Source organism: Hydrogenobaculum sp. (assembly GCF_049967395.1).
Taxonomy (GTDB): domain Bacteria; phylum Aquificota; class Aquificia; order Aquificales; family Aquificaceae; genus Hydrogenobaculum.
The window spans coordinates 1-512 of record NZ_JBMFST010000138.1 but is presented as its reverse complement, the minus strand read 5'-3'; the positions used below and the strand labels follow the sequence as shown (position 1 = coordinate 512).

Sequence of the window (512 nt, the reverse complement as noted above, 5' to 3'; positions counted from 1 at the left end):
CGTCTTCATATGCCCAAGGTATAGAAATGATGCCTTTGTATAATGGCTCTCCTAATATGGCAAATCAAGGGGCCACCTCTAGCTCTACAAGTAGCTATAACACTTCAAATAATTCAAACAGTCAGAATAACATGAATAGTAATTTGTTAAACCAAAATAGTAAGCTAGAAAGTGTAAGGCGCTCAAATAACATAAACAAAAATAACATTATTAATTTAGCCATCAAATCCAAACAAAGCAATCAGTCCTCATTTGAGAAGTTTATATCCGGTAAAGTTTCTACTAGCGTTTCAACTACTGGTTTAAAACAATTTGGATATAATCTATTTAAAACTAGCAGATTTGCACCCCTTAAAAATATACCAGTAGGTCCAAACTACATCATAGGTCCAAACGACCAGATAAAGATAACCGTATGGGGTAGCATAAATGGAAATTATACTTTAACAGTAGATAGAAACGGCAACATAGACATACCAGGAGTAGGCACCGTTACGGTAGCAGGGTTGAAG

At 35.4% G+C, this 512-nt stretch carries 1 protein-coding gene; it reads left to right on the top strand.

The annotated features are described in order from the left end of the window. Positions 1-131: 131 nt before the first annotated feature. Positions 132-512 (top strand): polysaccharide biosynthesis/export family protein (locus ACP5S8_RS08575; RefSeq protein ID WP_461876516.1); only part of this gene is annotated, 381 nt, incomplete at its 3' end.